The sequence below is a fragment of the Rhodococcus sp. YH3-3 genome, assembly GCF_001653035.1.
Classification (GTDB): Bacteria; Actinomycetota; Actinomycetes; order Mycobacteriales; family Mycobacteriaceae; genus Rhodococcus_F; species Rhodococcus_F qingshengii.
Genome location: NZ_BCWH01000001.1, coordinates 1,108,255 through 1,129,549, shown reverse-complemented (window position 1 = coordinate 1,129,549; position 21,295 = coordinate 1,108,255). Strand labels below are relative to the sequence as shown.

Annotated in this window: 22 protein-coding genes and 1 riboswitch; of the genes, 12 read left to right on the top strand and 10 right to left on the bottom strand. The window is 62.4% G+C overall.

The features are described 5' to 3' along the window. Nucleotides 1-50 precede the first annotated feature (50 nt). Nucleotides 51-932 (top strand): A/G-specific adenine glycosylase, encoded by an 882-nt coding sequence (locus YH3_RS05305; RefSeq protein ID WP_007726916.1) that lies wholly within the window; start codon nucleotides 51-53, stop codon nucleotides 930-932. Here the strand turns inward: YH3_RS05305 and YH3_RS05300 are convergent. Then, on the bottom strand, nucleotides 929-1,954 hold the full coding sequence (locus YH3_RS05300) for a hypothetical protein (protein WP_238592525.1): 1,026 nt from the start codon (nucleotides 1,952-1,954) through the stop codon (nucleotides 929-931). The genes YH3_RS05305 and YH3_RS05300 overlap by 4 nt on opposite strands. A gap of 59 nt (nucleotides 1,955-2,013) precedes the next feature. Next, a complete protein-coding gene (locus YH3_RS05295; RefSeq protein WP_054781752.1) occupies nucleotides 2,014-2,925 on the bottom strand; it encodes a hypothetical protein in 912 nt (303 codons plus the stop codon). 224 nt (nucleotides 2,926-3,149) lie between these two features. On the opposite strand from YH3_RS05295, the gene YH3_RS05290 reads away from it, so the two are divergent. Both YH3_RS05290 and YH3_RS05285 read left to right on the top strand, forming a co-directional pair. Then, on the top strand, nucleotides 3,150-5,837 hold the full coding sequence (locus YH3_RS05290) for a LuxR C-terminal-related transcriptional regulator (RefSeq protein ID WP_082920531.1): 2,688 nt from the start codon (nucleotides 3,150-3,152) through the stop codon (nucleotides 5,835-5,837). Between the two features lie 38 nt (nucleotides 5,838-5,875). Beyond that, nucleotides 5,876-6,301, top strand: coding sequence for an HIT family protein (locus YH3_RS05285; RefSeq protein WP_003945905.1), 426 nt, complete (start codon nucleotides 5,876-5,878; stop codon nucleotides 6,299-6,301). On the opposite strand, the gene YH3_RS05280 is transcribed toward YH3_RS05285, so the two are convergent. Next, nucleotides 6,286-7,023, bottom strand: a complete 738-nt coding sequence (locus YH3_RS05280) for an alpha/beta fold hydrolase (protein WP_064443470.1) — start codon at nucleotides 7,021-7,023, stop codon at nucleotides 6,286-6,288. The genes YH3_RS05285 and YH3_RS05280 overlap by 16 nt on opposite strands. Before the next feature lie 45 nt (nucleotides 7,024-7,068). Here YH3_RS05280 and mhuD point away from each other — a divergent pair, with 45 nt between their 5' ends. The 3 genes from mhuD to YH3_RS05265 all read left to right on the top strand — a co-directional run bounded on the left by mhuD (nucleotide 7,069) and on the right by YH3_RS05265 (nucleotide 8,591). After that, nucleotides 7,069-7,377, top strand: coding sequence for a mycobilin-forming heme oxygenase MhuD (mhuD, locus tag YH3_RS05275; RefSeq protein WP_007726927.1), 309 nt, complete (start codon nucleotides 7,069-7,071; stop codon nucleotides 7,375-7,377). A gap of 88 nt (nucleotides 7,378-7,465) precedes the next feature. Continuing rightward, a riboswitch (cobalamin riboswitch) is annotated at nucleotides 7,466-7,605 on the top strand. 24 nt (nucleotides 7,606-7,629) lie between these two features. Then, nucleotides 7,630-7,824, top strand: coding sequence for a CbtB domain-containing protein (locus YH3_RS05270; RefSeq protein WP_003945915.1), 195 nt, complete (start codon nucleotides 7,630-7,632; stop codon nucleotides 7,822-7,824). Then, on the top strand, nucleotides 7,815-8,591 hold the full coding sequence (locus YH3_RS05265; protein WP_064443072.1) for a CbtA family protein: 777 nt from the start codon (nucleotides 7,815-7,817) through the stop codon (nucleotides 8,589-8,591). The genes YH3_RS05270 and YH3_RS05265 overlap by 10 nt, the downstream gene beginning before the upstream one ends. Before the next feature lie 59 nt (nucleotides 8,592-8,650). On the opposite strand, the gene YH3_RS05260 is transcribed toward YH3_RS05265, so the two are convergent. Beyond that, entirely contained in the window at nucleotides 8,651-10,486 is a 1,836-nt protein-coding gene (locus YH3_RS05260; RefSeq protein ID WP_058039316.1) for an NAD(P)/FAD-dependent oxidoreductase, read from the bottom strand. A 140-nt stretch (nucleotides 10,487-10,626) separates the two neighbouring features. Beyond that, on the bottom strand, nucleotides 10,627-11,772 hold the full coding sequence (locus tag YH3_RS05255; RefSeq protein WP_064443071.1) for a hypothetical protein: 1,146 nt from the start codon (nucleotides 11,770-11,772) through the stop codon (nucleotides 10,627-10,629). A 220-nt stretch (nucleotides 11,773-11,992) separates the two neighbouring features. On the opposite strand from YH3_RS05255, the gene YH3_RS05250 reads away from it, so the two are divergent. Both YH3_RS05250 and YH3_RS05245 read left to right on the top strand, forming a co-directional pair. After that, nucleotides 11,993-12,772: an acetoin reductase gene (locus YH3_RS05250; protein ID WP_054831662.1), complete on the top strand. Its 780-nt coding sequence runs from the start codon at nucleotides 11,993-11,995 to the stop codon at nucleotides 12,770-12,772. A 77-nt stretch (nucleotides 12,773-12,849) separates the two neighbouring features. Beyond that, nucleotides 12,850-14,118, top strand: coding sequence for a GAF domain-containing protein (locus tag YH3_RS05245; protein ID WP_020968367.1), 1,269 nt, complete (start codon nucleotides 12,850-12,852; stop codon nucleotides 14,116-14,118). Here the strand turns inward: YH3_RS05245 and YH3_RS05240 are convergent. From YH3_RS05240 to YH3_RS05230, 3 genes are read right to left on the bottom strand one after another with little or no spacing between them, the layout of a single operon-like run. Then, nucleotides 14,097-14,741 carry a DsbA family protein gene (locus YH3_RS05240; protein ID WP_223304575.1) on the bottom strand — a complete coding sequence of 215 codons (645 nt, stop codon included), beginning with the start codon at nucleotides 14,739-14,741 and terminating at the stop codon, nucleotides 14,097-14,099. The two genes, YH3_RS05245 and YH3_RS05240, sit on opposite strands and share 22 nt — an antisense overlap. A gap of 55 nt (nucleotides 14,742-14,796) precedes the next feature. Continuing rightward, complete coding sequence (locus YH3_RS05235) at nucleotides 14,797-15,450, bottom strand: response regulator transcription factor (RefSeq protein WP_064443069.1); 654 nt, start codon at nucleotides 15,448-15,450, stop codon at nucleotides 14,797-14,799. Between the two features lie 48 nt (nucleotides 15,451-15,498). Further along, nucleotides 15,499-16,854 carry a sensor histidine kinase gene (locus YH3_RS05230; RefSeq protein WP_054781748.1) on the bottom strand — a complete coding sequence of 452 codons (1,356 nt, stop codon included), beginning with the start codon at nucleotides 16,852-16,854 and terminating at the stop codon, nucleotides 15,499-15,501. A 24-nt stretch (nucleotides 16,855-16,878) separates the two neighbouring features. Between YH3_RS05230 and YH3_RS05225 the strand changes: the two genes are divergently transcribed. Continuing rightward, complete coding sequence (locus tag YH3_RS05225; RefSeq protein WP_003945701.1) at nucleotides 16,879-17,394, top strand: DUF4352 domain-containing protein; 516 nt, start codon at nucleotides 16,879-16,881, stop codon at nucleotides 17,392-17,394. After that, nucleotides 17,391-17,873 (top strand): hypothetical protein, encoded by a 483-nt coding sequence (locus YH3_RS05220; protein ID WP_064443068.1) that lies wholly within the window; start codon nucleotides 17,391-17,393, stop codon nucleotides 17,871-17,873. The genes YH3_RS05225 and YH3_RS05220 overlap by 4 nt, the downstream gene beginning before the upstream one ends. Here YH3_RS05220 and YH3_RS05215 read toward each other — a convergent pair. Beyond that, nucleotides 17,848-18,282 (bottom strand): OsmC family protein, encoded by a 435-nt coding sequence (locus YH3_RS05215; RefSeq protein ID WP_007726950.1) that lies wholly within the window; start codon nucleotides 18,280-18,282, stop codon nucleotides 17,848-17,850. The genes YH3_RS05220 and YH3_RS05215 overlap by 26 nt on opposite strands. A gap of 98 nt (nucleotides 18,283-18,380) precedes the next feature. Beyond that, nucleotides 18,381-19,604 (bottom strand): TetR/AcrR family transcriptional regulator, encoded by a 1,224-nt coding sequence (locus YH3_RS05210; protein WP_233405645.1) that lies wholly within the window; start codon nucleotides 19,602-19,604, stop codon nucleotides 18,381-18,383. A gap of 339 nt (nucleotides 19,605-19,943) precedes the next feature. Here YH3_RS05210 and YH3_RS05205 point away from each other — a divergent pair, with 339 nt between their 5' ends. After that, a complete protein-coding gene (locus YH3_RS05205; protein ID WP_019746804.1) occupies nucleotides 19,944-20,933 on the top strand; it encodes a nitronate monooxygenase family protein in 990 nt (329 codons plus the stop codon). Beyond that, nucleotides 20,930-21,295: enoyl-CoA hydratase-related protein (locus YH3_RS36580; protein ID WP_238592524.1), on the top strand; the 366-nt coding region annotated here is incomplete at its 3' end. The genes YH3_RS05205 and YH3_RS36580, both read left to right, overlap by 4 nt.

The window sequence follows — 21,295 nt, the reverse complement described above, 5'->3', positions numbered from 1 at the left end:
CGTGTCCTTCGTCGACCAGGAGCACAGGTTCGAGGAGTGTGTCGGTAGCAGTGGCAGTGGAATCTTCGGTGCTGCTGAAGTGGTACTCCGAGACGGCTCGCGACCTGCCGTGGCGACGCGAGGGCGTCAGTGCCTGGCAGATCCTGATGAGCGAGATCATGCTCCAGCAGACGCCGGTGGTGCGCGTTGCGCCAATCTGGGAAGAGTGGGTCGAGCGCTGGCCGGTGCCGTCGGCGATGGCAGCGTCGAGCCAGGCAGAGGTGCTTCGCGCGTGGGGCAAACTCGGTTATCCACGACGCGCGCTGCGGTTACACGAATGCGCGGGCGTCCTGGCTGCCGAGCACGGTGACGTGGTCCCGGAAGACGTCGATACCCTGCTCTCGCTACCGGGAATCGGTTCGTACACCGCCCGCGCCGTCGCGTGTTTCGCCTACGGACAGCGAGTGCCTGTGGTGGACACCAACGTACGACGCGTAGTTGCGCGAGCCGTCCACGGCAATGCGGAACCCGGGAACCCGTCCAACACGCGAGACCTCGCCGACGTCGCGGCGCTGCTGCCGAGGACGCGTGCGCGCGCCGCCACCTACAGCGCCGCTCTCATGGAACTCGGTGCACTGATCTGCACGGCGCGGAACCCGAACTGCGAGAACTGCCCTTTGCCGAACTGCGCGTGGGTCGCTTCGGGCAAACCGGCACACACCGGACCACCCAAGAAGGTGCAGAAGTTCGCGGGCACAGATCGCCAGGTTCGTGGAAAATTGATGGCCGTTCTTCGCGAGAGTCACCGTCCGGTCGAGCGCGCGCAACTCGACATCGTCTGGCCGGCCGATCCGGGTCAGCGTGACCGTGCGTTGCATTCACTGCTGGTCGACGGACTGGTCGAGCAGACCGACGACGGCCTGTTTGCGCTGGCCGGAGAGGGTACGGCTTAGCCGACTCGCAGCGGGGTGCATTCTTCGGCTGTGGGTTCGTCGGTCTGGAGCGGTGCGACTTCCGGATCAGAACGCCGAAGTACAGCAGGAACGGCAGGCACCACTGGATCGCAGGGCGCAAGTGTCGGAATCTGTAGGGCAGCGCCGGGCGGGGGCCCGCTGGTGGAGGTCGCCGACTCGGCGCCGATGTTCGGGCTATCCGTGGACACCGCGCGCGACCCGTCTGGGGACAGCGCGATCAGCAACCCCGTCAACATGAGTAGAAGCGGCAGTACTATTGCCGCCGCCCGCCGGACCCTGTTGACGGGCCGGACAGCCATGCCGCCACCGGACCGAACTTCGCTTCCGCGATCGGCCGCTACCAGCGCAGCCCCTATCGCCAGTTGGGTCCGCTCGCCGAGAAACAGGAAGCCGAGACCTGCCAGTTCAGCGGCTTCCGCGGACGGCTGCCGAGAGTCTTCCTTCACGAGCATCGCGACGAGCATCTTGGGCACAGGGTCTCGTTCGGCGACGAGGAGGTCCAATGTCGCAGCAAATGTCGAGCTGTCCGCAAGCAACTCGGCCGTGTCGTAACGATGCGCCGAGTCCACGACGCCTGCTCTCGGGTCGACGGCCGCGATCACGGTCTCACTGCCGTCCGGCCAGAACGCGAGAATCGGCGAAACACCAATGAGAGCGTCGACCGTCCGCAGGTAGGCAAGCCGTGCGTCGAGACCGTTGACCAACTCGACGTTCTCGAAAGGACTGGAGGACAACGAATCCGAGACAAGTTCGCGCACGTCCGCACGCTCGCACATCACTCCGACGACGGTGGGGCACAGATTCGAGCGCAGGGCTCGACCGGTGGCGACCTCGGCCGCGGAGGCGAGTGCGCGCGCCGACGCTTGCGGAGAGGGAACAGTCCCGTCTGCACCCCAGGGGTGACGGAACTCGTCGATCGAGCCAAGAAGGGGTGTGTCCGCATCTACGAGAGCTGTTGAAATTGACTGATTTTCGAATACAACGCCCAGGCTTTCACGCACTGGATCCTCCATTGACTGCTACTGACTGTTACGAGTGTTGCCATTCCTGCGAAGCTGTATCAGAACGTCAGGCCACCGACCGCCATTGCACCTGGTTCCAGCACCACATCCACCGGCGCTCGGCCGTCGACTGTGACGCGATACGTCCCCGGTAGCAGTCCGACAAACGAGAAGTGACCCTCGAACGGTTTCACCGTCCGCGCTGTCGCGTGCCCGCATTGATCGACGCCGTCGATCACCACCGCCTCCGAGATGCCCGATGTCACCAGACCTGAGATTCGTCCATCTGCCGAGACAGCAGCCCACTGGCTTCTCTGACCACCAACAGAAATCCCGTACGGATCACACACTCCCGGGGTGGTCGCCACCCGCACCGTGACATCGCCCGACCGCACGCGAACCGCCCCCCGATCTGCGGTGACCAGTGCAGCGATCGGTAGACCGTCGGCGTCTTCCCGCTTTCCCGCAGTCATCGTCGCCGTTCGGGTGAAGTACCGGTCCGCTTCCAGATTGCCTATCAGGCAATGTAATCCGACCTCGTCGACACCCGAGCCGTCTCCGCAGTAGTCAGGCACGGACGGCAGAACGAAACCTCGAGGCACCGGAAGTTGCACGACCACGTCGGAGAGCGGGTTGCCCCGGACACCGATGTCGATGACATACGTCACCGGATCACCCTCTCGGACAATGCCGTTGGACGGGCCCGAATCGAGCCCTGGACCGTCAGCGGGATCGAAGGGCGGTGCACCGTCAATCGCCGTCAGCTCGACGGTGAAGGGAGGCACGAACTCTCCCTCGGCCGCCAATCGAACATCCGACTGCATCGGCAGCAAGCCGAGCGCAGCAGCGCCGACCACCAGAGCTCCGGTCACGACAACTATGCCGATACCTCGCACTCCTCGGCGCCACGCTCTCGGCCGGAGTCCGACGACAACGGCCTTCGACCGCACCTCTGACAGACGAGTTCTCACGACGCTCCTTCGATGTCTGACTCTCGGGCCTCCGACAGGCGCTCGCGGCCACATTTGGCGAATCCCGAGCTACGTTCAATAGAAGTCGCTCGAGGGACTCGAAAGCCAATGGTGACGGCGTGATTGTGTGGGTGAACTTCTCTCAGCCGGGGTGAATTCCCGGGTGAATTGCCCGGGATGGCACGCTCTGGATTCGCACCAGCTACGCTCCTCCCTGTAGATAGATGGATCGAGACAATCCGCCCAAACTCTTCAATCATTGCGGGGCGCGAAAGCAGAAAGGGTCCGCGTTGATGTTCGGGATGGACGGCCACGACTGGGCAGCTATTCCCGAAAGGCGCACCCTCGCGACGTCGATTCCCCGGCAAGCGCTCTTCGACAAACTTGACCGACGTGCCGCGCTGACCATCGTCCGTGCACCGAACGGCCACGGGAAATCGTCGTTGATCGCATCGTGGCTGCGCGCCCATTTGGCATCCGAACGAATACTCGTCTGGGTCTCGGCCCCACGGCCCTCGTCGACACTCGAAGATTTCTGGGCCGTTGTCCTCGATCGAATCCACGCTGCCGGAATCGCACTGCCCGACGTCGACGATCTCGCCGATCCTTTCACCGCTGTCGCCAAATCCCTGAACGCCCTCAGCCGCCCCGTGCTGCTCGTGCTGATCAGGCCGGATCTGATATCGGAACCAGAGTTGGACGATCAGTTGATCGAACTCCTCGCCCTCTGTCACAACCTGGACCTCGTGGTCACGCTCTCGGGCTTCGGCATGTTCTCCGAGCCGTACCTGCTCGACACCGACCACGAGGTGATAAGCGCGAGTGAGCTGTTGTTCACGAGAGCCGATACCGCCCATTTGCTCGCACAAACTGACGTACACACGACTGACGGTGATGCCGAACAAATCACATCCCTGACAGGTGGGCTGCCAGCGCTGGTTCGTGTCGCCGTTCCCGCCGTCCAGACATCGGGTAGCCGCAACCGCGAGCAGATGATCAGGAAGAACATCGCGCAGGCGATCGACGACTACGTGAACAAATCCGTTCTCATGACCGCTGATCATGTGAAACAACTCGAGTTCCTGCTCGCGACGGCCTTTGCGCGATCGATCACCGTCGACATCGCCGCCATGCTGTTCGAGTCCCAACACCCTGAGGATGGCGAGACCGTTCATCAGATTCGCGTGCGCCTGGCGATACTGGAGACAGCCGGGTTGTTGTCACGGGTCGAGACCGAAGCCGAAGAAACCTGGGAGCTGCCGCCTGCAATTCGTCGATCGATACTCGCGCACCAAAAGCGCGCTGGAGTCGATCCGGCGCAACGTCTTTCGTTCCTCGCACACAACCGACTCGACCACGGTCATCACGCGTCGGCGCTGGACTACGCGGTCGAGGCACAGAACTGGACCCTGGCAGTAGACATCGTCGAGCAACACTGGGTGACGATGATCGTCCACAATCTGGACTCGGTTCGCTCTGCTCTCCAACGGATTCCGGCGGAAGCAGCGGACAAACACTCTGCCGTGGAGGCAGGGCGCGCACTGTTCACGATGCATCCGAGCGAGCGCTCGACGGTAGTCGACTTGCTACCCGAATCGCCGGCAGAACTGTGGGCTCTCGGCGCTGAGGCCGGCGCGAAGGACGCCTTGAGCATTGCCTGCGTTCAATCGATCATGCTCAGGATGGCAGGCGAGTACGGGCTCGCAGCAGAAACCACCAGGCGCCTGTCTCATCTCAGTCGCAGTGCGCTGGAGAACAACCCGGAAGCGGTCAGCGCACAGCTCCCTCTCATGCGACTTCAATGGGCGATCAATTTTCAATTGAGCGGCAGGTTCACAGAATCCACGATCAAGGCTCGAATGGCGTACCACGGCGCCCTGTCTCATGGAGTCGACTTCATCGCTCGTAACTCTGCGGGAAGTGCCGCCCTGAATTGGGCGCTGGCTGGTGAGCCGCGGCAGGCCACACACTGGTCCGAACTCGAACAGAAGCATCCGGACCCCGGCGGTTGGCTCGAACCTGTGGTCAAGATCGCCGGCCTGACAGCACGGGCGCTCACTGCTCTCGACACACTCGACTTCGACGACGCACGTCTCGCATTGACCGAACTCGGTCTTCCGTCCGACACCGAGGAACTGTGGGCATTCGTCGTCTATGCGCATTGCCAATTCGCCTTGACCTCCGGCGACCACACTGCGGCACTACTGTTGCTCCACAATGCGATCGAAGCACATTCCAAGCAGTACACGGCTACATCTTTCGCGCTTCCTCTGTTGCAATCCGCAGAGATCGATCTCTTGCTCGCTCTCGGACAGGGGAACAATGCCGTAGCACTGGCCAAGGAGATCATCGATCCTGCAGCCAACCCGTGGACGCTCACGTCGGTGGCGCGTTTACGTCAGCGGATCGGCCAGAACGAGGCCGCGGTGGCGCTGTGTCACCAGTTCGACTGGTCTGGCGTATCCTATCCGCGGGCACAGATGGAATCGCTTCTGGTGCAAGCGGTTGCCCACTCCGAGCTGGGTGAGCCACGCCTCGCCTCTCAGGAGTGGTCCAGAGCGTGCAGCATCGCGGATCAGACCGGGCTTCTACGTTCGTTCGCGACCATCGCATCGGCGGACGTCGAGAAACTCGAATCGATGGCCGAAACGAAATCGCGTGCACTCGACGAATTCTCGAAAAGGTCTCCTGCGGAATCTTTTCCGGAATTCGTACATATCGTGGAGCTGACCGAACGCGAACAGAAAGTCCTCTCACTCCTGGCGCTCGGCATGGGGTCGGCTGCGATGGCCGACAAACTGTACGTGTCCGTCAACACCGTCAAGACTCAACTGCGCACTCTCTACAAGAAGCTCGACGTACACAATCGAAACGAAGCGATCACGAGGGCACGCCAACTGCGCTTGCTGTAGTCGGGGTCGGATCTGATTTCGGACTACATTCTGTAGGCATGAGCACCGATTCCTGCGTCTTCTGCAAGATCGTCGCGCTGACCGAGCCGGCGATTCTCGTTCACGAGAGCGAGACAACTCTCGCATTCCTCGATGCACGGCCGGTGAGTCGCGGACACACCCTGGTGGTCCCCAAGCGTCATGCAGAGAACCTCGATGCTCTCGAAAGTCACGAAGGCGCAGAGATGTTCCGCGTCGGCACGCTCATCGCCGGAGCTCTACGCCGCTGCGACATCGCCGCTGACGGAGTCAACTTTCTCGTCAACGACGGGCGTGCCGCGGGCCAAACCGTGTTCCACTCGCACCTGCACGTCGTCCCCCGCCATCGCGGCGACAAGGCGAAGTTCGCTGCCGGACTCCTGGCCAGGCGAGCCGTCGAGCTGGAGCAGGTGGGCGCGTCGATCCGAAGTCAGCTCACGGTCTGAAGGAATTCCGTCACCACTTCGCGATAGCGCTGCGGTTGATCGTCGTGGACCAGGTGGCCTGCATCGGCAATACGTACGTACCGAGTTCCCGGCCTCTCGGCCATCTCTCGCATCTGTCCCTCGGGGGTGATGGTGAACTCTCCCTCGATCAGCAAGGTCGGCACCTCGATCGCCTTCCACTGATCCCAGAAATGCCTCGTGCCCCACTCCTCCGAGATGTCGCGGAAGGTCGACACGTCGCCGTGCAGGTACCACCCGTCGTCGCGGCGGTCGAAAGAATCGAGAAAGTACTGGCCGGCGACGGGGCCGAAGAATTCCTTCATCGCCTCCTCGGAAGCAAACGGCTGCGGCCACGCCGAGATCATCTGCGCCCAGTCCGCAGCGGTGCGTCCACGAAAGTCCGGGGCCATGTCTTCGAGGACCAGCGCACAAACCTTTTCGGGATGCGCGGCGGCGAAGCACCACGCATGCAGAGCCCCCATCGAATGACCGATCACGATCATCGGCTCCTCGATGGACGCAACCGCCGATGTCAGGTCCTCGACGAATGCCTCGGTAGTCAGTGCCGCTGGCGCCGGCCTGCCGTGACCGGCAGCGTTGAAGGTGTAGACGTGGCCGAACTCGCGGATCCACGGCACCTGGCGTCGCCACGTTCGGGAGCTGCCCATGAGGCCGTGCAACAACAGAATCGGTTGTCCCGTTCCACCTTCGTCATGCAACACGAGTGTCACGGTACGCGGTGAAGGTGCGCGGGTAATGTCGCTTGCATGGCAGTCGTGAAGATCAATGCAATCGAGGTCCCCGAGGGCGCCGGCCCCGAACTGGAGAAGCGCTTCGCAGCACGCGCTCACGCAGTCGAGAACTCCCCGGGCTTTCTCGGATTCCAACTCCTCCGCCCCACCGCCGGTGAGAGCCGCTACTTCGTGGTGACTCAGTGGGAGTCCGAGCAGGCGTTCGCCGATTGGCGTGACGGCCCCGCCCGTGAAGCCCATTCCGGCGAGCGCGCGAAGCCCGTCGCTTCGGGCGCGTCGTTGCTCGAATTCGAAGTTGTCCTGGACGTCGCCGCAAAGAGCTGATCTCGAGCGATTGTGCCTGCCTTGGCGGGCACAATCGACGGTCATCTCGGCTTCACGCGTTGACACGGTGCGGGCTGTAGTGCAAAAGTTCGCATGTAAACGCGATGGTCCGACAGGAATCCGGTGAAAGCCCGGAGCGGTCGCGCCACTGTAATTCGAGGTGAAGTGCCTTTTTCGGCACGACAATTTCGACAGCCAGACACTTCGGCCATCGCATGGACCTAGGGGACGCGAAAATCCCAGGAGGCTTCGATGGCTCTCGCCTATTCTCCCGATACGTCGATCGATTCGACTCGTCTTGCTTTCCTCGCCGCTGCAGTAGTTCTGTTCGCGATGCTGGCTCTCTACCTGGTCGGATTCGACCAGGGCGCTATCTCTCGCACCGGCATGTACATGCATGAATTGATGCACGACGGTCGACACTTGATGGGCCTGCCGTGCCACTAGTCGACAATTTCACGAAGCTTCTCATTCGTGGTTTGTTGGCTGGTCTGATCGCAGGCATCCTTGCCGGCGGAGTTGCATTCGTGCTGGGTGAACCGCACGTCAACGCTGCCATTGCGATCGAAGAAGCCAACACCGCCACCGGTGAGGTTTCCGGCGAAGCCGCTGGGCATTCGCACGGTGACGAAGAAGAACCACTGGTGAGCCGCGACGGACAGCGCACCGGGCTGTTCCTGGCCACGGCGCTTGCCGGACTGGCACTCGGGGCGATCTTCTCGGTCGTTGCCAATTACGCTCGACGACTCACCGGAATGTCCGGGCCGTTGTTGGCGATCACAATCGCCGTCGGTGGTTGGCTGGCTATCGAGGCTGTCCCCTTTTTCAAGTACCCGGCCAATCCGCCGGCCGTCGGAGATCCCGACACCATCAACCAGCGCACACTGCTGTGGCTGGCCGCCGTGATTCTCGGGCTGCTGTCCGTCACCGCGGCAGCAGCGGCGGCAAAGGCAGTTTCCGGGCACGAGTTCCTCAGCGTGCGCATCGCTGCTCCGGTGGCTGCGTTCCTGGTGATCGCCACGATCGGTTACGTCTCGCTTCCCGGCATCAACGAGGTGGGCGAGGACTTCCCGGCAACTCTGCTGTGGGAGTTCCGACTTTCCTCGCTCGCTACGCAGGCGACGCTCTGGCTCGTACTCGGGTTGGCATTCGCCTTCCTTACCGAGCGCGCGACCAAGAACACCGAAGTAGCAAAAAAGTACGCCCTTCGCTGAACCTGCTGTGCGCCTTTATTAACCGCCCGCGGTTAATAAAGGCGCACAGCAGTTCTTTTTCAGCTCAGATGATGCACTTCTTGCAGTCCGTACACCGGCGTCGGGATGCCCTCGTAACGCGCCTTCAATTGCAACGCCAAGTACAGCGAGTAGTGGCGCGACTGGTGCAGATTGCCTCCGTGGAACCACAGCGCTTCCTGCTGCGTCGGCTTCCACATGTTGCGCTGCTCGCCTTCCCACGGTCCCGGATCCTTGGTGGTATTCGAGCCCAGGCCCCACACCTTGCCGACCTTGTCGGCGGTGTCCTGACCGATCAGATCCGCCACCCAGCCGTTCATCGAGCCGTAGCCGGTCGCGTAGACCACCACGTCGGCAGGCAATTCCGTACCGTCTTCGAGGATCACGCTGTTCTCGGTCAGCTCACGAATGTTGCCGTGCGCGAGCTTGATGTCTCCATTGGCAACCAGTTCGGCAGCGCCGACATCGATGTAGTAGCCCGAGCCACGGCGTAGGTACTTCATGAACAGGCCCGAACCGTCGTCGCCCCAGTCGTGCTCGAAGCCCGCCTTCTCGAGGCGATCGTAGAAATCCTTGTCGCGCTCACGGATTGCGTCGTACACCGGGATCTGGAACTCGTGCATGATCCGGTACGGCAGCGAACCGAACGTGAGGTCCGCCTTGTGTGTCGTCATGCCGGCGGCCAGTGCTCGCTCCGAGTACAGATCGCCCAAGCCCAAATCCATCAGCGAATCCGACTTCACGATGTGCGTCGAGCTGCGCTGCACCATCGTGACGTCGATACCGTTCTCCCACAGTGCGCCGCAGATGTCGTGCGAGGAGTTGTTGGCCCCGATCACGACGACCTTCTTGCCCACGTACTGATCCGGGCCGGGGTGCTTGCTCGAGTGGTGCTGATCGCCGAGGAACTTGTCCTGCCCGGGGAACGTCGGAACGTTGGCCTTGCCGGACATACCCGTCGCCATCACCAACTGCTTGGGACGCAACGTCAACTTCTCGCCGTTGCGGTTGACCTCGACGGTCCATTCCTGGGTCTTCTCGTCGAACGACGCCGAGGTGCAGGTCGTGGAACTCCAGTACGGAACCTCCATGACCTTGGTGTACATCTCGAGCCAGTCGCCGATCTTGTCCTTGGGCGCGAACACCGGCCAGTTGTCGGGGAACGGCATGTAGGGCAGGTGGTCGTACCAAACCGGATCGTGCAGGCACAGGGACTTGTAGCGTCCGCGCCACTGATCGCCGGGTCGCTCGTGGCTGTCGATCACGATGGCCGGTACTCCGAGCTGACGCATCCGGGCGCCGAGCGCGATGCCGCCCTGGCCGCCGCCGACGATCACGACGTAAGGCTGTGTGGTGTAACCGAGTTCGCGGTCTTCGATCTCCTTCTGCTCGGCCCACGTGATGCGGTTCGGGTCTGCCCCATGCTTGGCGCCGCGCGGACGACGAGTGCCCTTACCTTCTTCGTACCCCTTCAACTCCTGCAGCGACGTCAGCAGGGTCCAACCTTCATCTCCCTTCAAACGAAGGTGTCCGTGCGCGCGACCGGTTGCAGTCTCGAACTCGATCCAGGCTGACGTGACGCCGTCGGCTTCGTCGGGTGTCTCGGTGGTCCGGAATCCCGAAGGATCGGTGTCGTCGAGTCGCGCGGAGAGCATGTCGGCGATCTGCTCGCGACCTTCGACGGTCTTGATGTTCCAGGTGAACGACACCAGGTCTCGCCAGAAGCTGTCGAGTGCGAATTTGCCTGCCACACGCTCGATGTCACGAGCCGCGAGGGCCGACTCGAAATCCGCCAGCCAGGCGTCGACGCGTTCCTGAGGTGTCACCGCCGTCAACTTCACCTCGGGGGTGACTGCGGAATCGATGGTTTGCGTCATCACTTCTCCTTGTTTGTGAATGTGACACACAGCACATCCCATAAGTGGCCCCGGTCACAAGCGTTGCAGTCTGTTGCAATCAGCGGGCGCGGTGCCGCCGCCCGATACCGGTTACCCGCACCGATGTGCGGGCAACCGACTCACCCCTCAGCAGGCTTGAATCTGCCGAGTCCCAGCGACTGAAATCCCACGACGTAGAACAGCGTCCACAACACGGCCCAGTCCACGAAACCCAGTGCATTGCCGTGCAATCCGTCGACAACTGCCGGCTCGTGAAGAATGTGCTCTGCTGCAAAGCGGTAATAGAACAAGAATGTGACCACCGCGAGCACAAACGTGAGCAGCGCGCGGATCGCCAGGTTGACCCCGTCCGCAAAGCCCGTGGGTTTGTTACCGAAGGCGTTGGCCCAGAAGATCATCCAGAAAGCCCAGCACACACCGAGCTGCGCCGGGAACTGATGGACCACACCGCCCAACTCGGCAACGGCATCGCTTCCCAAAAGTGCCTTCACCACCGGAAGCGCCACGAAGTACAAGCCGGTTCCCACGGCGAAGTTACCGATCGTGGCTGCGAGCGCCGTCTTACCCCCGCCGCCGAACAGTCGCCACGGCCAGTTGTCGAGCGTCTGGCCAGTCAGGATCACAACCACCACGACGCAGTAGAACCACCCGAGCACGGTGTCGACGGTCATCAACGGATCCGTGGCGGACAGCGACACGGACGGCAGACCGAACACGAAGTACAGCGCCAGCGTCGGGACGGCGACAAACGCGATCTCACACAAACCCACCAACGGCTGCTTCATCCCCAGGGAAGTCCACGGCCGATGCTGCCAGTTCAGGACCACCATCACCCAGGTCCCGAAGCCGAAGAGTACGAACAGCGCACCCGCGAAATATCCGAGGCCGCCCTCACGATCGGCCGCGAAATCCGGGTACAAACTCCCCAAGCCGTTTGCCAGGAGCCACGTCACCACGACGGCGAAGACCGCGGTCGCGACCATGATCGCCAGGCCTTTCGCCGGCTGCGGGAGTCGATCGAAGCCGGCGAACTCGCAGTTGAAGCCGATGAACACCACAAAGAGGATCGCCCAGAAAAGCGCTGCATTGAACGGCAACGGGTAGAAATTCCACGGGCTGGTGGTCGGATCGGCGAGCAGGTACCAACTCGCAACCGCCAGCACGAGAACGATCACGAGGTTCGCGATCCCGAACCCGATCCAGCGGCGTGACGGTTGTCGGCTCGGCGTGGCCGGTTCCGTGGGTGTGTCGACTGTAGCGGTCATGTTCCCTCTCCCAGATTGTCTCGCAAGATGATTCGCGAAGTGGTTGCGCAACTATGGAGCCGTCGCGCGGGACATCGGGAGGGTTGCCGAGGGTTGCAACCGCTGCCCCATTCTGCGGAATTGCAACACGGTGCAACCCTTCCGCATTGTGGTCGCCGTCACATACAAATCACTCACCGGTTCCCAGGCAACCGGTTCACTGCTTACGAGGAGAAACTGCATGAGCATCACGGGCAAGGTAGTACTGGTCACCGGCGCCGGCCAAGGCATCGGACGCGGAATCGCTCTCCGCCTCGCCCACGACGGCGCCGACATCGCGTTGGTCGACCTCGACCAAACCAAGCTGGATGCGGTTGCCGACGAGATCAGACAGATCGGCCGTCGTGCAACGACGTTTGTCGCCGACGTCAGCGATCGAGCGCAGGTCAACGCAGCCGTCGAACATGCACACCAGGAATTGGGCGGATTCGACGTCATCGTCAACAACGCGGGAATCGCTCTCGTCGGCCCGATCTCCGACGCGACGCCGGAAGAGGTCTCCAAGATCTGGAGCGTCAACGTCGACGGCGTCCTGTGGGGAATTCAAGCTGCAGCAGCAAAGTTCCAAGCGCTCGGTCAGCGCGGAAAGATCATCAACGCGTCATCCATCGCCGGTCACGACGGGTTCGCCATGTTAGGTGTTTACAGCGCAACAAAATTCGCGGTCAGGGCCCTCACTCAGGCTGCAGCCAAGGAATACGCTTCCGACGGAATCACCGTCAACGCGTACTGCCCCGGCGTCGTGGGCACCGACATGTGGGTGACGATCGACAAGAGGTTCGCCGAATTGACCGGTGCACCAGAGGGCGCCACCTACGAGAAGTTCGTCGGCGGAATTGCGCTGGGTCGAGCTGAAACCCCCGACGATGTCGCCGGTTTCGTCTCGTACCTTGCCGGGCCCGATTCCGACTACATGACCGGTCAGGCCGGTCTCATCGACGGCGGCCTCGTCTACCGCTGACCGAGGTGTCTTCACTGAAAGCGGCGTCTTCGCTGAAAGCGGTGTCTTCACTGAAAAAGCGGTTGCCAGAGCCTGCGATGCCGCCCGGCGAGGATCCTCGCGACTACGCGAGGACCCTCGCCGCGGTGTACGACGCGACGATGGCCGGAGACCGCGCACCGGCCCGCCCCAGGGACGTGGTCCGCCAATCGTGGCAACGCCTGCGCGAGTTAGGTATCGACCCCGAACACAACCGGGTCGAACCGTCCATGGACGTCGCCGAACTCGATCTCCGTCGTCGTGAGTCCGGACTGTACGACGTGCTCGACGACGTGACGCGTGGACTCGAATCGGTTACCGCGAGCGGTGAGAACATCATGGTCGTCGCAGATCTTCGCGGAACTGTTCTGTGGCGCAGCGGGTCCCATCGTGTACTGGACCAAGCTGCGCGTCTGGGATTTGTCGAGGGTGCGAACTGGGCCGAGGACAGCGTCGGCACCAACGCCATCGGAACGGCATTGGTGTCACGACAGGCGGTTCAGATCTTCTCGGCGGAACACTATGCGCGCAGCCATCATCCGTGGACCTGCGCGGGGGCACCCATCCGCGATCCGCGGGACGACCGTGTCATCGGCGTCGTCGACATCAGTGGTCCCGCCAAGACCGTCCACCCCACCACACTCGCTCTGGTCGACGCCGTCGCACGCCTCGCGCAATCACACCTACGCGACAAGCATCGGGACAATCTCGATCAATTGCGTTCTGTTGCAGGGCCGATGCTTGCACGTAGCGGATCACCGGCATTGGTGATCGATACTCATGGCTGGGTAGCGGCGGTCGATGCGCTACCTCATCGCTCGCGCGTGCTGCTCCCCGCGGCTTTGGCTCCCGGCAGGACGTGGTTCCCCGCTTTGGGTCTGTGCGAACTGGATCCACTTCCCGGCGGGTGGGTGGTCCGGCCGATCGCCACCGGCGAGAAAATCAGTGCGCCCACGGTGCATATCGATCTGCGCGATTCCGAGAACATGTCGGTGACCGTCACGTCGGGGTTGGGCGAATGGGCCTACTCCCCGACCCAGCGGCATGCGGAGATTCTGTTTCTCCTCGGATCCGAGAGGCGTGGACTGACCGCATCGCGGTTGGCGCAGGATCTTTTCGGTGACCCGGCCCGCACGGTGACCGCGCGGGCCGAGATGTCGCGTCTGCGCAAGAACCTTGCCGGAGTTGTTGCAGCGCAGCCGTACCGGTTCGTCGATGCAGCGCACGTCACGCTTTCCTGCCCCGACGACGGTGCACATCTGTTGCCGTTCTCGAACGCCCCGGCAGTTCGTGCCGCTCGCCTTACTCAGGCCGGTTCGGAGGCCTGAGTGAGCAACTGCAGAAACACCTCTTCGGGTTGAGCGCCGGATACTGCGACCGCACGGTTGGCGACGAAGAACGGAACGCCGCTGACCTGCAGTTGGCGGGCCATGGACAGATCTTCGCGAACAGCCTCGGCTGCGGCATCGGAGCCCAGTTGCTCGCGCACGACGTCGGCGTCGAGGCCGACGCTCACGGCCAGCTCGACCAGCACCTCACGGTCGTCGATCACCTTGCCGTCGCTGAAGTGCGCTTTGAACAGCGCTTCGAGGAGTTCGTTCTGCCGCTCACCCGCGAGATGCAGCAACCTGTGCGCATCAAAGGTGTTGGCGGCGATCACGGTGTCGAAGTCCAAGGTCAAGCCGACCTCGGCTGCCGTCGCGCTGACGTGGGCAAACATCTGACGTACCTGATCAGGCGCCATCCCCTTCATTTCGACCAAGGCGTCGAGTTCGGTTCGGCCCTCTCCCACCGGGGTCTCCGGAGCGAGCTGGTACGAGCGCCAGATGACGTTGACGCGGTCCTTGTTCTCGAAACGATCCAGCGCCGAGAGGAACCTGGTCTTTCCGATGTAGCACCACGGACAAGCGACGTCCGACCACACTTCGATGGTCACGTCTTGGTCAATCACGATTTGATCAGTCACCGAAGGTGCAACAACGAACAGGGTCGGGATTAGTCCCGAGTCACGTCACAAGGCCACACCGGAACGCGATCAACGATGCACTCACGCGGTTGGGCACACCCAGCTTGCCGAACAGCGAAGAGATATGCGTCTTGACGGTGGTCTCACCGAGGTACAGCCGCTCCGCGATGACGCTGTTGGCCGCGCCTGTCGCCAGGATTGTCAACACTTCGCGCTCACGCTCGGTGAGCGAAGCGAGGGGAGTCAGGTCGGGTGTTTGCCGACGCGGTGCCGAGGCCACGATGGCACGTAGAGAATCGGAGCTGAACAACGAGTGGTCCGACGCCACCACCCGTACTGCCTGCTGGAACGCCTGTGGGGCCGCGTCCTTGCTCAGAAAACTGTGCGCGCCCGCCTCGACCGCCTGCACGACCATGTCGTCGACGTCGAAGGCGGTCATCGCAATGACCTTCGGCGGATTGCTCATGGTCATCAACTCTCGGGTGGCCTCCAAGCCACCGACCCGTGCCATCTTCAGATCCATCAGCACCACGTGCGGACGAAACCGAGTGACTTTGGCTGCGACCTGATCGCCGTCCTCGGCCTCGGCAACCACCACGATGTCCGGCGCTGCTTCCAGGATGTCCTTCATTCCGCGCCGAACCCAGGCGTCGTTGTCGACGATCAAAACTGTGATGCGCGAGTCAGCGTCCATAGTGCGCTCAGATTACCCAGAGCCCCCGACAGTCGGAGGGTGGGAGGGTTACGACGACCAGGGCACCCAGCAACTGACGAGGAAATCGTCCCCCAGCGCGCCTGCCTCCACCTTGCCGCCGATTTCTCTTGCCTGTTCGGCCAACCCGCGTAAGCCGGACCGCGAACCGATCGACGTCATGGGTGCAAGCTCGCTCAGCTTGTTGCGTGCGAGGATACGAATTCCGTCGTGCGGCGACCCGGTCACCGAAATGACGAGCATCTGGTCGCTCGCGTACTTCTGGACGTTGGTCAACGATTCCTGAACGACGCGATAACAGACGTGCCCCGCCAACATTCCGACATCACCCGGGAGCAGCTCCGATTCGAGACGGCAGTGAATGCCCGCGGCGCGTGCACCGTTGACCAGATCGCCGATCGCGTCGATCCCCTGGTGCCCGCCGTGTTCGCGGCGATCACCGCTTCCCCTGAGCACTCCGACGATTCCCTTCAATTCGTCCAAAGCCTCGTGCGCGGTGGTTCTGATCATCGCAGCGGTGTTGACGACCTTCTCGGGATTGTCTGCCGCGCTGACCTGTAACCCACCGGCGAACAACGAAATCCGGCTCAGACTGGCCGCGATCGTGTCGTGCATGTCGCGCGCGATCCGCGTTCGTTCCTCGGTGCGAATCATCTCGTCGCGCATCACGTCTGTTTTCTCGGTGGCAAGATCCCGTACGTGTTCGGCCTCGACGAGTTCGGTTCTGGTCCGAATCAGGAGCGAGAGCGCCACGACGATGCCGACCATGACGGCTGCGACGAGCCACGGGATCCAGATGGCGACGTCGTATTGAACAACCGCCGAACCGTCCTTGGGTTTCATCGTTCCCATCGTGAGAACGGAGTACTCACGATTGCGAAAAGCGTCGTAGGTCAACGAAATTCCGCACGCGACGAAGACAGCTGCCGCAGCGGCAGCAAGCCGAGGCCCACGCGCGATCCGAGCAACGGCGAACAATGCGATGAGCGCCGCCGTCGCATCGGTGGGGAAGAACAACGGGCCGACCAGCGTGATCGCCAGAACCACCCAGGGATACTGATGGCGCCACACAAGCGATATCCCACCGGCCACGCCCAGGACGAACCCGATACCGACCAATACCGGTGGCATATTTCCCGACGCGCCTGCGATGCCCACCGTCATGAAGGAACAGAAAAGGCTGAACGCGACAGCGGCGGTAGTCCATACGCGTCGTCGCACAACGGTTCCTTTGGTGGTGATCACCGAGCAAGCGTATCCACCGCCACCGACGCCTCGAATCAGCCGAACGGGTGGACGAACCGCCAGGCTCCGACCGAAAGGATGAGGCGGACCGATCTTTCGACCGAAGCGGTGAGCAGTCCTCACATCGTTGACTTGTGCCATACCAACTCTCGAAAGGCGCACATCATGCGATCACTCCGCACTCCCCTCGCCCTCCTCGCCGTCGGCGCAGCCCTGTTCGCAACCATCGCCTCGGGCGAGACCGACGAAGCGAAGAAGGTCGACGACAACGGTTCTTCCGCCGCACCTGCGGCCGCCTTCGGAATCGGTGACGTCGTCGAACTGGGCGACTGGCGCGTCCAGGTACACGGCGTCGTCGATCCCTACGTCTCGACCAATCAGTTCATCACCGCTGATCCCGGAAACCGCTACGTCGTGGTCGACACCGAGGTCACCAACAACAGTGACAAGCCGTCGACGGTCTCGTCGATGATGTGCTTCGAACTGCAGGACTCGGCAAACAAGTCGTACAACATCACGTTCACCGACAGCAGCACGTCGAGTGTCGACGGAGAGCTTGCGCCGGGCGCTGCCAAGCGAGGCGAATTGGCGTACGAGGTCCCCGAAGCCGCCACCGGTCTGCGCCTTCAGTTCAAGTGCGATCTGTTCTCGTCCGGCTCGGCAACCATCAACCTGTCGTGAATCGTCCGGGCGATCTGCTGCTGAATCCGTGGGCACTGGTCTCGGTGGCCGTCATCTTGATCAACGACCACGTACTCAAAGGGGCATTCGGGAACACGATGACGGGCAAGCTGTCCGACGTCGCCGGTGTGTTCCTGCTTCCCCTGCTTCTGCTCTCGGTTCTCGAGGTGCTCAGGCGAAGTCTGGTGGGGCGAGCAGCGATCGCCTGGTCCATCGCGGTCACGGGGATCGGCTTCGCCGCCGTGAAGGTGATACCGCCGATCGGCGACGCATACGAGTGGGTGATCGGGTTTCTCCGCCTGACCGCAGGAGGATTCCGCGGAGATCTCTTGCCGATCCTGGTCTATCGCGATCCCTCGGACCTGTGGGTGCTCCCGATCCTGTTCGCGAGCTACCTGGTCGTCACACACCACCGCGCTCGGGCGCCGGAGGGGGCGCCCGAGCGCGAGATGATCAGTCCAGGGCCGCATCCAACGTGATGTCGACGCCGGTCAGTGCCTTGCTGACCGGGCATGTTTCCTTGGCCGCCTGGGCAACCTTGGCAAAACCGTCGGCGTCGAGGCCGTCGACCTCGGCGCGAACGGTGAGCTTGATTCCGGTGAGCTTGAATCCGACCGTGTCGGGGCCGAGTGACACGTCCGCGGTGATGTCGAGGCTCTGCGGGGTCCCGCCGGCCTCGGCGATCAGGGCCGACAATTGCATCGCATAGCAGGACGAATGCGCCGCGGCGATGAGTTCCTCGGGGCTGGTGGTTCCGCCGGCCTCCTCAGCTGCGCGCTTGGGGAACGACACGTCGAAGGTGGCGACGCCCGAGCTGGTGAGTTCCACCTGTCCCGATCCGGCCTCGAGGGTGCCGTTCCAGGCGGTGCGTGCGGTACGAGTTGGCATTGCTGTCCCTACTTCCGTCTTCACATGATTCGGTGAACGCCTTGCGATCACGAACCTACCCGCGATACGTGAAGTCACACCTACTGTTTCGGGCGGGACTACCCGAGGAGCGTCGCGGACAGCAGTTTCTCGACGCGGGCCTGCGCGGAGTTCTCCGAGGAAAAGTGCACGATTCGGCCGATGTCGAAGACCAGTCCGAGCGCCGCGTGGACGAGAAACCGCGCTTGGACGATCGACAACTCCGGACGCGCCTCGACACACAAGTGCGCCCACTCCTCGACGTTCAAACGCTGAATGTTGCGCAACTCGGTCCGTGATCGATCCGGCAAACTGCCGATCTCGGCAAAGTACACGGCCAACAGTTCGCTGGTTCCGAACGAAACCTCGACGTACATCTTCGCCAACGTCTCGACGGCCGCGAGAGGAGTCTCCGACTCAGCCAACGCCGAGCCCAACGTCATAGTCAGACGATCGGACGCACGGTGGAAGGCCGCAGCAAGAAGGTCGGCCTTGCTCGCGAAGTGCCGATACACACTCGACGCGTTGATACCCGCCGCGGCACCGATCTCCTCGATGCTCACGTCGTGGTAGCCGCGCTGATAGAACAGCAACACTGCTTCCTGAAGCAGCACTTCGCGTTTCGACGTCCGTACGAGGCCTGTTTTGCGTTCGGACGCCCCTGCCCTCGCGCCGTCCTCCTCGGCAGCGGGCAATTCGACGCCGATGACGGACCAGCATGCCGCAAGAATCAGCGCTTCGATCTGCTTGGCGGACAACGCGGATCGATGACCGGTGATACTGGCGATCACACTGAGCACGGCGGGCGCGATGAGTTCTACATCCGCCGGGTCGAGTTCCGGACGAACCGCTGCCAGCGGCTCGGCGATCCGAAGATTGAGCGTGCGCATTCCCACCCGCAATTGCTCACGATCCTCGTCGACCAGGTACCTGCCCTCCCATCGGTAGAGCCCTCCCCGGCGCCGATTCTCGATCGTCGCGCGGATGACACCCACCATCGTGGAGTTCAACTGCTCGCGTGGATTTTCGTTTCCGTGCACAGCTGGATCGCTGGCATCCAACAACGCCTGCGTCAGGTTGTTCACGGTGTAGACGAACAGCGCGTATTTCGTGGGGAAATGACGATAGAGGGCCGGACCGGAAATTCCGACCTTCGCTGCGATCTCGTCGATACCCACCGCATGGTAGCCACGTTCGCTGAATGCTTCCGCAGCAGCGGCCGCGATTTGTGCCTTCCGATTCTTCGGACGCGTCCGTGGTGCAGGGTCGCTGCCACGCACGGAGACGCGTGTCTGTCCGGGCACCTGACCCTCCACTTCCGTTGCTTTCTCTTGCACTGCCTTCGTCCGCTGCACCGCACTTCCACGGGCGCGAGTCCGAACGGATCATGTTAACCGTCGCGAAGGTCGCAATTCGCGCCCGGTACTGCTTCACCCGAAACCCTACAACGCAGTTGTAGCGGCGGACGGATTCCGGAAAAAGAGTCTTGACACCCGCTCTCTCAGCGGTGTTATGTTAGTGACGATTCGCATAACCTCGCACCTAGTCCGCTGGCGGGCTCGTTCCCTGCGGCGTGAAGTTTTCTTCGCCCGCAAGAGGGTTCGATGCCGAATGACCGACCGTAAGAAAGTAGTTGTGAGCAGATGATTCGCACTCGCTTCACCGAAATGTTCGGCGTTGACCATCCCATCGTGCAAGGGGGCATGATGTGGGTGGGACGGGCAGAACTTGTTGCGGCCACGGCAAATTCCGGCGCCCTCGGGTTCTTGACGGGCCTCACTCAACCCACACCGGAAGACCTCGTCAAGGAAATTGCTCGAACCCGCGATCTCACCGACAAGCCTTTCGGCGTCAATCTCACTATTCTGCCGTCGATCACGCCGCCGCCGTACGCCGAATACCGCCAGGCGATCATCGAATCCGGGATCAAGATCGTCGAAACCGCCGGTTCCAATCCGATCGATCATCTTCCGCATTTCAAGGACGCGGGCGTGAAGGTTATCCACAAGTGCACTGCAGTTCGACATGCGGTCAAAGCCGAGAGACTGGGCGTCGACGCCGTCAGCATCGACGGCTTCGAATGCGCCGGGCACCCAGGCGAGGACGACATACCAGGGCTCATTCTGATTCCGGCGGCCACGCAGCAACTCACGATTCCGGTGATCGCTTCAGGCGGAATCGCAGATTCACGTGGACTCGTCGCGGCGCTTGCGCTCGGAGCAGACGGCGTCAACATGGGAACTCGCTTCATGTGTACCGTGGAATCCCCTGTCGCACAATCGGTTAAAGAGCAGATTGTCGCAAACACCGAACGCGACACCAAGCTGATCTTCCGGACCCTTCACAACACCGCGCGCGTAGCCGCGAATGCGATCAGTGCCGAGGTCGTCGACATCGAAGCACGTGGCGACGCGCAGTTCAGCGACATTCAGCATCTGGTAGCCGGAGCCCGCGGACGCAAGGTCTTCGAGGACGGCGACCTCGATGCAGGCATCTGGTCCGCCGGACAGAGCCAAGGATTGATCAACGACATCCCGACCGTCGCAGACATGATCGACCGCATGGTCTCGGAGGCCGAACACCTCATCACTTCACGGCTTTCCGGATTCGTCACCGCTGTGAGCGCGGCATGACCGCCACCGCCGAGACGGGCTTTCGCTCCGAAATCACCGACGGTGTACTGCGATTGACCTTCGACCGCCCGAAGCGGATGAACGCGATCGATCTGCCCACGATGACTGCTTTCGCAGCTGCCGTCCACGACGGCGGCGCAGACCCGGCCGTTCGCACCATCGTCATCACCGGATCCGGTCGAGCGTTCTGCACCGGCGCCGACCTCGCCGCAGCGGCCGTCAACCCCGCAGACCCGAAAGTCGTCATGGATGCGGCGACGTCGCTGATTCGCGCCATCACCAGCGCCCCGGTCCCGGTGATCGCCGCGGTCAACGGTCCGGCCGCCGGCGTCGGAGTGTCCATCGCTTTAGCCGCGGACCTG

What these genes read in the sequence shown, in the direction of transcription:
- YH3_RS05290 (WP_082920531.1), top strand. Translation starts at nt 3,150, where the DNA reads ATGGATCGAGACAATCCGCCCAAACTCTTCAATCATTGCGGGGCGCGA.
- YH3_RS05285 (WP_003945905.1), top strand. Translation starts at nt 5,876, where the DNA reads ATGAGCACCGATTCCTGCGTCTTCTGCAAGATCGTCGCGCTGACCGAG.
- mhuD (WP_007726927.1), top strand. Translation starts at nt 7,069, where the DNA reads ATGGCAGTCGTGAAGATCAATGCAATCGAGGTCCCCGAGGGCGCCGGC.
- YH3_RS05270 (WP_003945915.1), top strand. Translation starts at nt 7,630, where the DNA reads ATGGCTCTCGCCTATTCTCCCGATACGTCGATCGATTCGACTCGTCTT.
- YH3_RS05260 (WP_058039316.1), bottom strand. Translation starts at nt 10,486, where the DNA reads ATGACGCAAACCATCGATTCCGCAGTCACCCCCGAGGTGAAGTTGACG.
- YH3_RS05255 (WP_064443071.1), bottom strand. Translation starts at nt 11,772, where the DNA reads ATGACCGCTACAGTCGACACACCCACGGAACCGGCCACGCCGAGCCGA.
- YH3_RS05250 (WP_054831662.1), top strand. Translation starts at nt 11,993, where the DNA reads ATGAGCATCACGGGCAAGGTAGTACTGGTCACCGGCGCCGGCCAAGGC.
- YH3_RS05245 (WP_020968367.1), top strand. Translation starts at nt 12,850, where the DNA reads ATGCCGCCCGGCGAGGATCCTCGCGACTACGCGAGGACCCTCGCCGCG.
- YH3_RS05235 (WP_064443069.1), bottom strand. Translation starts at nt 15,450, where the DNA reads ATGGACGCTGACTCGCGCATCACAGTTTTGATCGTCGACAACGACGCC.
- YH3_RS05230 (WP_054781748.1), bottom strand. Translation starts at nt 16,854, where the DNA reads ATGGCACAAGTCAACGATGTGAGGACTGCTCACCGCTTCGGTCGAAAG.
- YH3_RS05225 (WP_003945701.1), top strand. Translation starts at nt 16,879, where the DNA reads ATGCGATCACTCCGCACTCCCCTCGCCCTCCTCGCCGTCGGCGCAGCC.
- YH3_RS05215 (WP_007726950.1), bottom strand. Translation starts at nt 18,282, where the DNA reads ATGCCAACTCGTACCGCACGCACCGCCTGGAACGGCACCCTCGAGGCC.
- YH3_RS05205 (WP_019746804.1), top strand. Translation starts at nt 19,944, where the DNA reads ATGATTCGCACTCGCTTCACCGAAATGTTCGGCGTTGACCATCCCATC.